Origin of the sequence: Runella sp. (genome assembly GCF_027484545.1) — a bacterium.
Lineage (GTDB): Bacteria > Bacteroidota > Bacteroidia > Cytophagales > Spirosomataceae > Runella.
Map to the genome: position 1 here is coordinate 47,165 of NZ_JAIXST010000244.1, position 8,474 is coordinate 55,638.

Annotated in this window: 4 protein-coding genes; 3 read left to right on the plus strand and 1 reads right to left on the minus strand. The window is 38.8% G+C overall.

Annotated features, from left to right (window positions below; translation table 11 throughout):
- Window positions 1–4 precede the first annotated feature (4 nt).
- The 3 genes from Q0081_RS22215 to Q0081_RS22225 are packed head-to-tail and all read left to right on the plus strand — an operon-like array spanning window position 5 to window position 4,732.
- Entirely contained in the window at window positions 5–2,461 is a 2,457-nt protein-coding gene (locus Q0081_RS22215; protein WP_298358727.1) for a glycoside hydrolase family 95 protein, read from the plus strand.
- A 52-nt stretch (window positions 2,462–2,513) separates the two neighbouring features.
- Window positions 2,514–2,756 carry a hypothetical protein gene (locus tag Q0081_RS22220; protein WP_298358729.1) on the plus strand — a complete coding sequence of 81 codons (243 nt, stop codon included), beginning with the start codon at window positions 2,514–2,516 and terminating at the stop codon, window positions 2,754–2,756.
- Window positions 2,753–4,732 carry a S9 family peptidase gene (locus Q0081_RS22225; protein WP_298358733.1) on the plus strand — a complete coding sequence of 660 codons (1,980 nt, stop codon included), beginning with the start codon at window positions 2,753–2,755 and terminating at the stop codon, window positions 4,730–4,732. Before Q0081_RS22220 ends, Q0081_RS22225 begins: the two co-directional genes overlap by 4 nt.
- Window positions 4,733–4,885: 153 nt before the next feature.
- On the opposite strand, the gene Q0081_RS22230 is transcribed toward Q0081_RS22225, so the two are convergent.
- On the minus strand, window positions 4,886–8,434 hold the full coding sequence (locus tag Q0081_RS22230; RefSeq protein WP_298358736.1) for an AAA domain-containing protein: 3,549 nt from the start codon (window positions 8,432–8,434) through the stop codon (window positions 4,886–4,888).
- Window positions 8,435–8,474: the final 40 nt, after the last annotated feature.

The following is an 8,474-nucleotide window of genomic DNA, read 5'->3' on the forward strand; positions in this document are numbered from 1 at the left end:
TAGTATGAAACTAAACACCCTTCTGTTCTTTTCAATTGTCTTTCTATCAGTAATTTATACCAACGCACAGCACGTTGATTTTTCTAATAGACTCAATGCGAAAGCTTTTAATCCATCTACGGTAAGTTGGTACAATACGCCAGCCAAAAAATGGGACGAAGCCCTGCCTGTCGGCAATGGCAGATTAGGTGCAATGGTTTTTGGACGAAGTGGCGAAGAACGGATTCAACTCAACGAAGAAACCTATTGGTCAGGAGGGCCTTATTCTACGGTTGTAAAAGGCGGTTATAAAGTGTTGCCCGAAATTCAAAAATTAGTTTTTGAAGAGAAATATTTAGCGGCTCATAATCTATTCGGGAGAAATTTGATGGGTTATCCTGTTGAGCAACAGAAATACCAAAGTCTTGCCAATCTCCATTTGTTTTTCAAAAACCAAGATTCAACCACCGAGTACAAACGATGGCTAAATTTAGAAAGTGGAATCACTTCTGTTTCGTACAAATCAAACGGAATTGCCTATCAACGTGAGGTGTTTGCCTCCGCTCCCGACCAAGTAATTGTCATTCGGCTGACGGCAGATAAACCGGGTAGCATTTCTTTCAAAGCCAATCTCAGAGGGGTGAGAAACCAAGCCCATTCCAATTACGCAACCGACTATTTCAGAATGGATTCGTATGGCTCAGACGGACTGGCTTTGACAGGCAAATCGGCTGATTATATGGGTGTGGCAGGAAAGCTAAAATACGAAGCCCGAATAAAAGCTATTCCCGAAGGCGGAACGATGAAAACTGATGGAGTGGATTTAATCATCGAAAATGCCAATGCCGTCACCTTGTATTTTGCTGCGGCTACCAATTTCGTGAACTACAAAGACGTGAGTGCCAATCAGCACCAAAGAGTAGATGATTATTTTAAAAAGATTCAAAACAAATCCTATACCACCATTTTGGAAGCCGCTGTGGCTGATTATAAACACTATTTTGACCGCGTTTCGCTTCAATTACCCACCACCGAAAACTCATTTCTTCCTTTGCCCGAACGAATTCAAAAAATACAAACAAGTCCTGATCCCTCACTGTCGGCACTCAGTTATAACTTCGGCAGGTATTTGATGATTGGGTCTTCTCGGCCTGGAACTGAGCCTGCTAACTTACAGGGTATTTGGAACGATGACATGAACCCGTCGTGGGATTCAAAATACACGACCAATATCAATACCGAAATGAATTATTGGCCTGTGGAAAGCAGTAATCTTTCTGAATGTGCGGAGCCATTGGTTCGCTTCATCAAAGAACTAACCGACCAAGGTACACAAGTTGCCCGGGAGCATTATGGCGCAAAAGGCTGGGTTTTTCATCAAAATACTGACGTATGGCGCGTGGCCGCCCCCATGGACGGCCCTACGTGGGGGACATTTACCGTAGGTGGTGCTTGGCTATGCACCCACCTTTGGGAGCATTATCAATACACCATGGACGCAGCATTTCTCAAAGAAACCTATCCATTGATGAAAGGCTCTGTGCAGTTTTTTATGGATTTCTTAAAGCCACATCCTAATGGTAAATGGTTGGTAACCAATCCTTCTACCTCGCCCGAAAACTTTCCTGATGGCGGGGGCAACAAGCCTTATTTTGATGAAGTAACGGCAGGGTTTAGAGAAGGCACAACGATTTGCGCAGGTTCTTCGATAGACATGCAAATTCTCTACGATTTGTTTGGCTATTACTTGGAAGCTGCTGCCATTTTGGGCGATAATGGTACTTTTGTGCAGCAGGTAAAAGCCGCACGAGAAAAATTAGTGCCGCCCCAAATCGGCAAGGATGGTTCATTGCAAGAATGGGCCGATGACTGGAAATCGTTAGAAAAAAATCACCGACATTTTTCACACATGTATGGCCTATACCCAGGCAAGGTATTGTACGAAAAAAGAACGCCTGCTTTGATAGAAGCCTACAAAAAAGTATTGGAGGAAAGAGGAGATGCCTCCACGGGCTTTTCAAGGGCATGGAAAATGGCACTGTGGGCAAGGCTGGGCGATGGCAACAGGGCCAATAAGATTTACAAAGGCTTTATCAAAGAACAAAGTTGTATGTCACTGTTTGCTCTTTGCGGAAAAGCCCCGCAGGTGGATGGTACATTTGGTGCTACTGCCGCCATTACCGAAATGTTGCTGCAATCACACGATGGTTTTATCAAATTACTCCCCGCTTTACCCGACGATTGGGGTTCGGGAGCGTTCAAAGGCGTATGTGCCAGAGGGGCTTTTGAATTGGATTATGTTTGGGAAAATAAGCAAATCAAGCAATTGAAAATTACCTCAAAAGCGGGTGGACTTTGCCGATTAGAAGCCTTACCCAATGTAAAGATTACCCAAAATGGTAAAACGGTAGCATTTCAAAAATCACCCAATGGAATCATCGAGATTAAAACCGTGAAGGGTGACGTGTATGTTGTTGAGTAAATGTTGTAATTTGATATTGTTTCCTTCTTTTTAACATTTTTACCCTAATAAAATGAGTAAGCACCTATCCCTTTGGCTATTCTTTGCCGTAGTTATTTTGTTGAATAACAGCGCATTTGGGCAAAAGTCAACCAAAGTGCTGACCTTGGAAGACATCTACAAAAACAACTTGTACAGCGCCAAAGGATTTGGGGCCATCCGATGGATGAAAGACAATGCTGGCTATTCAACGATTGAAAATAATGCATCATCTCAAGGGAACGAAATAGTGAGATACGAGGGAAGACCCTCGTGAGTGCAACCCAACTCACGCCTACGGGGGCATCAAAATCGTTGGTAATTGCCAATTATAGTTGGTCAGAAGACAACACCAAACTTTTGATTTTTACCAATACACGTAAAGTTTGGCGACAAAATTCGAGGGGAGATTATTGGGTTTTAGACCTCCAAACCAATAAATTGAGCCAACTTGGCAAAGGATTGGAAGAGGCTACGCTGATGTTTGCTAAATTCTCGCCCGATGGCACACGTGCTGCCTACGTGAGTAAACTCAATATCTATGTAGAAGACCTTATTTCTGGTAAGAGTACAAAATTGACGACCGACGGCGGTGGCAATATCATCAATGGTACTTTTGATTGGGTTTACGAAGAAGAACTTGATTGCCGAGATGGTTTTAGGTGGAGTCCCGACGGAAAGAACATAGTCTACTGGCAGTCGGACACCAAAAACGTGGGGACTTTTTACATGATTAACAATGTGGACTCTATTTATTCAAAACCCATTCCGTTGCCTTATCCCAAAGTAGGAACGGCCAATTCTGCCGTAAAAGTAGGGGTGATTTCGGCTTTGGGTGGTGAAACCGAATGGTTTAATGTACCTGGCGACCCAACAAATAACTACTTGGCTCGCATGGAATTTATTCCGGCATCCGACGAAGTGATGATTCAGCAATTGAACCGTTTGCAAAACACCAATACTGTCTGGATCGGAAATACCAAAACGATGGCTCTGAATATCATTTTGACCGATAAAGACGCTGCCTATTTGGATTTGCACGACAACATTGTTTGGCTGGAAAACAATCAATCTTTTACGTGGACAAGCGAAAAAGATGGTTGGCTACACCTCTACAAAATGTCGAGAGATGGCAAACAATCAAGCGTAATCACGAAAGGGAATTTTGATGTAGTGAATATCAATTGCATTGACCCTAAGGGAGGATACGTGTATTACATCGCCTCGCCCGAAAACTTTACCCAACGCTACTTGTACCGAAGCAGAATAGACGGCAAAGGCGAAGCGGAACGAGTTTCTCCAAAAAATTTGGCTGGCCAACACAGTTATCAGATTTCTGACGATGCCCAATATGCCATTCATACGTTTGAAAACGCGACCACACCCCGAAGAATTTCGCTTATCAATCTCAATACGCACACAGAAATCAAGCTTTTGCAAGACAACGCGGACTTAAAAACCAAAATGAAAGAACTGGCGCTGCGTCCCAAAGAATTTTTTAAGGTGGACATTGGAGAGGCGGTTTTGGACGCTTGGATTATTAAACCTAAGTCTTTCGATCCAAAGAAAAAATACCCCGTTATTTTTCACGTTTATGGCGAGCCCGCTGGCTCAACGGTACAAGACAATTGGGGGACGGGCGACAATTTTTGGCACCAATACCTCGCCAACCAAGGCTATGTAGTGATGAGCGTGGACAACCGAGGAACCAAAGTGCCGAGAGGCCGTGATTTCAGAAAGTGCATTTACCGGCAAATTGGTCTTTTGGCGGCTGATGACCAAGCCAAAGCGGCCAAAAAAATCATAACGATGTATCCATTTGTTGATGCCAAACGCATTGGTATTTGGGGATGGAGTGGCGGAGGTCAAATGTCGCTCCATTGTATGTTTCGCCATGCTGATGTCTATAAAACGGGCATTGCGGTGTCTTTTGTAGCACATCAAACCCTTTATGATAACATTTACCAGGAAAGATACATGGGCTTACCTTCTGACAATGTGGAAGGCTACAGAGAAGGCTCACCTGTGACGCACGCCGGCAAACTAAAAGGAAATTTGATGATCATACACGGTACCGCCGACGACAACGTGCATTATCAAAACTTTGAATTACTGGCCAATGAATTAATCAAAAACAACAAACTTTTCAGCATGTTGTCTTATCCCATGCGCGACCACGGCATTAGTCAGCGTGAAAATACCACGTTGCACATGCGGCGCTCGATGGAAAAGTTTTGGAAAGACAATTTGTGAGACATGTCATTTTATTTTGAAAATCCTGATTGTAGCATTACTTTATTGTGGTCTGTGTTCTCACGGACTTGCTATTTTGTTAGCTGAAAAGAAGGTCTGTGGAGACACACGGAGTAGCTCTTACCTCACTTTGTCATACCGAAGGTATTTACATCAGGGGCTTTCACTGTCTGTTTGTTTTAAATTGCTTTCCACTGTCAAGCCGTTTATTTTATGTTCTTTTAAATCTCTTAATTGTATGTCTATTGCTGTGTCGTTGGCTTTGATGAAATATTTCATTTCAGAAAGTCCAAAAACATTTACATTGTCGTGTCCTGAAACGTAACTGTTGCTTTCTATATAGTTTCTGTCATTGAACAATATATTTTCAATGTCGTTAGTATTTAAAATTTTTGCGTTGCCAAAATTGTTTTTGTATGAATGTCCAATTTTGTTGATGAAATTATTGTTTGGAATTGCTGAGTATGGGTGTAAAACAACCAAATAGTCCTTTGCCCTGCTGATTGCAACATTGTATATGTATTCTTTTGATAACAATGCTTTTTCGTGGCTTGAAAAGAAATAGTTATTTGGATTACAAACAAAAAATACAATGTCACATTCATCGCCTTGAAAACCGTGAACCGTGTCAGAAATCACTTTTATGTTTTCAGAAATTCCGTAAGATGTTATCAATTTGTTGAGCAACATTGCTTGTGCTTTGTATGGTGCAATTAGTCCGATTGTCCATTGTTCGTCTTTGTTTGTGGTGTCAAAATATTTAATGATTTCGGAAACTAAAATTGCACAATAAGTATGATATGAACTGTAAAACAGTTTATTTACCCTGTAAATAGAATTGTCTTGGTTTAACGGAATATCTACAAAAGTTACGTTTGATGAAATTAAGCTTCTAAATTCTTCGGGCAACTGTTTTGCTTCTTTTCTATTTATTGCTCTGTCGTGCTTTAATAGACTTGAATAGGAGAGTTCACTAAATAATTGTCCAATATTGGGAACACTTCTGTATTGAGTTGCAAGATTTACAATGCTGTCATTATCTCTAATCACCTGTTCTTCGGGTTTAAAACTTTCAAGATTCATCATTTTATAAATGTTCTCGTCTTGAAAGTCAAAATTTTCTAACTCTTTTTCATCAATTTCAATAACAGGCGGAATTTGTTTTGGGTCGCCTGCAATAATGAAATTTGTATCTGGATTCGTCTTGAACAATGCCATTATTGCAAAAGTTATGTAATGCAAACCTGTCATTGATGATTCATCAAAAATTACATAATCCCACTTATATTGAAACAATAAACCGATTTCTTGGATATCAAAATATGGCAAACGGTGAATTGTTGATGCTACAACACTTATATCTTCAATATCCACATCATTCAGCGTATCTCGGTAAATAGCTTCTTCCTCTAAGTCTGGGTCGGTTGGGCTACTCAATCGTATAGCAAAGATATCCGAGTCTATATCCCAAAGTTTTTTACAAACTACGTCCGCAGCCTTGTTAGTTGGCGTAAGCACCAAAATTTTCGCATTTGGATTTTCAATTAAAATGTCGTTTATGTTATTGCATAATGTTGTTGTTTTGCCTGTTCCAGGTGGCCCATAAATGTAATTTAAAGAAGGCATTGCTTCTTCAATATCTTGCCACTCGTTAATATTATGATTGTTTGTAAATGCTTTGTATAACCTGTCGAGCAAATCAATTACTGGTGTAAAGTTGATTTCAACTTTAAATATGTTTGAAAGTCGTGATAGCGTATTACTTGACAAGGGTTCACGGCAATAAATCAATAAATCTTGCCCTTTTTTAGAAACGCCTTCAACCGTTATATTTTCTCTTTTGCCACCTGCAAAAACAAGCGAAACTTTAAAATCGTCTGCATTTTCAATTTCAGGCGATATGTAACTACTTGCACCACAAAGTAAAAAGTATTTATTGTCTGTTTTGTAGGGTTTAATTTCTTGAAACGAAATTGATTTTTGTTTCTGTGTGCCTTGTTTTTCTCCGTATGTTGTAAGTAACTGCAAGTATGCCTTAAACCAATCGTAAGAGTATTTTACACTTTTATCGATGTTTTTAGCTAAATCAACTCTGCTTTTCTTGATTTCAAGTTGATTTTTTAAATCTTCAATTCCTTTGGCAAATTCTTCGTCAAAGTTTATTTCGGGCTTATTTTCAATTTCTTGACTTTCGTTTTTCTTGACTTTTTGTTTAGGTGTAAATTCACTTTGTAAATCGTCTAAATATTTGATAGTCTTTTCAATTTTTGATAATTTAGGAGTTGAATCAACTGAATCATTTGAATTTGCATTTTTAGGATTAGTTAAATTATTACTATGTTGTCTTGCTTTATACTCATCTAACAGTTTTTTTGCAAATTCCGCTTCTTCTTCACTTTCAAATTTAGAGGCAATTCTTTCGGTTTTGGATAATATAACAGTTGGCTTAAACCCAAGTAAACGTTCTAATTCTGGATTACATTGGTAATCACTTGCTAATTCTTGAATAGTAATTTTATTTGGGGCGACAAGTTCATTGTTATTTGATAATAACCATTTTTTTGTTTTTAATAGAGTTAATGTAGTGGCTTCAAAAGATTGACGTTGTTGCGAATAATAAAAATATCTGTGTTCTCCTTTTAATTCTGAAAGTTGCAGTTTTCCTAAATACCGCCATAATAACAAAGATTTATCTATTTCAATTTTATTCAAAACTTCCTTACAACCGTCTATTATTCTGTCAAATGTGCCTTGTCCGCTGTGACCAGAAGTTCCATCTATTAAACTATCTCCCCGATCAGATTTTATTTTGCTTCTTTCTTCCCAATCATTCCATTCAGTAATTTCTCGTTTCAAAATTCTTGGCAAATCTACAACACCAAGTTTGGTTAAAAATTCTTTCAACAAATGCTTGTCTTCTTTGTCTGTAATAAAGCTGTGGTAATCTTCCAAATCAACAAACTTGGTGTCTGGTTTTGTTTCAAAATATTTCAGTAGCTCATCTGTTGGATAATAGATTGTATTGGCTAACCCTCTATATCTCGTCTCGGTATCATTCGTCTTACACAAAATAAATGACTTGTCTTTTATCGAGCTAATAAAATCTTCTGGTCTTCCTTCTTTTTTCCAATATTTAAAAAACTGTTGGAAGTGTGGTCTCGTATCTATACCCTCATCTGTGTTATATAATGGCAAAATAGAGTTATAGATTTCATCTTTTAAACTTGGTTTTTTAATTCCGAAGTGTTCAATAAATTCTTTAGTCTTTCGGTTTGTCAGCAATACTGGGTCAATGGTTTTGCAAGTCGCATTTGTTTCGTCTAAGGGCAAAAACAAAATACCGTGCAATTCATTGCCCTTTTGTTCAAATGCAGGAACTGCATTTCCTTGTGTATCTTTAAAAATAGGTTTTGTTTTGAATTTATCTTGGTATGATTTTCTTTCAGACAAATATTCGTAAAACGTATGAAGCCATTCATTTGATTGACTTTTTATAAAATTGCTTGTTATTAAGTCAGCAATCTTATTTTCAAAGTCCAAATTTGATTTTATCAAATTTGGTTCTTTTCTGTCCCAAGACCTTTCTGAACCACCGTCAATATAATCTGTAATTTCTTTGTCTTTTGTTCTACCGATTGTTGAGAAAACCCACTTTGCGTTTTTATTTTTGACTAATTCTGCAAGTTGTTCGTTAGTGAACAAGTTTGCCAAATCAGGCGAATCAGCCCAATATGCGTTTGGC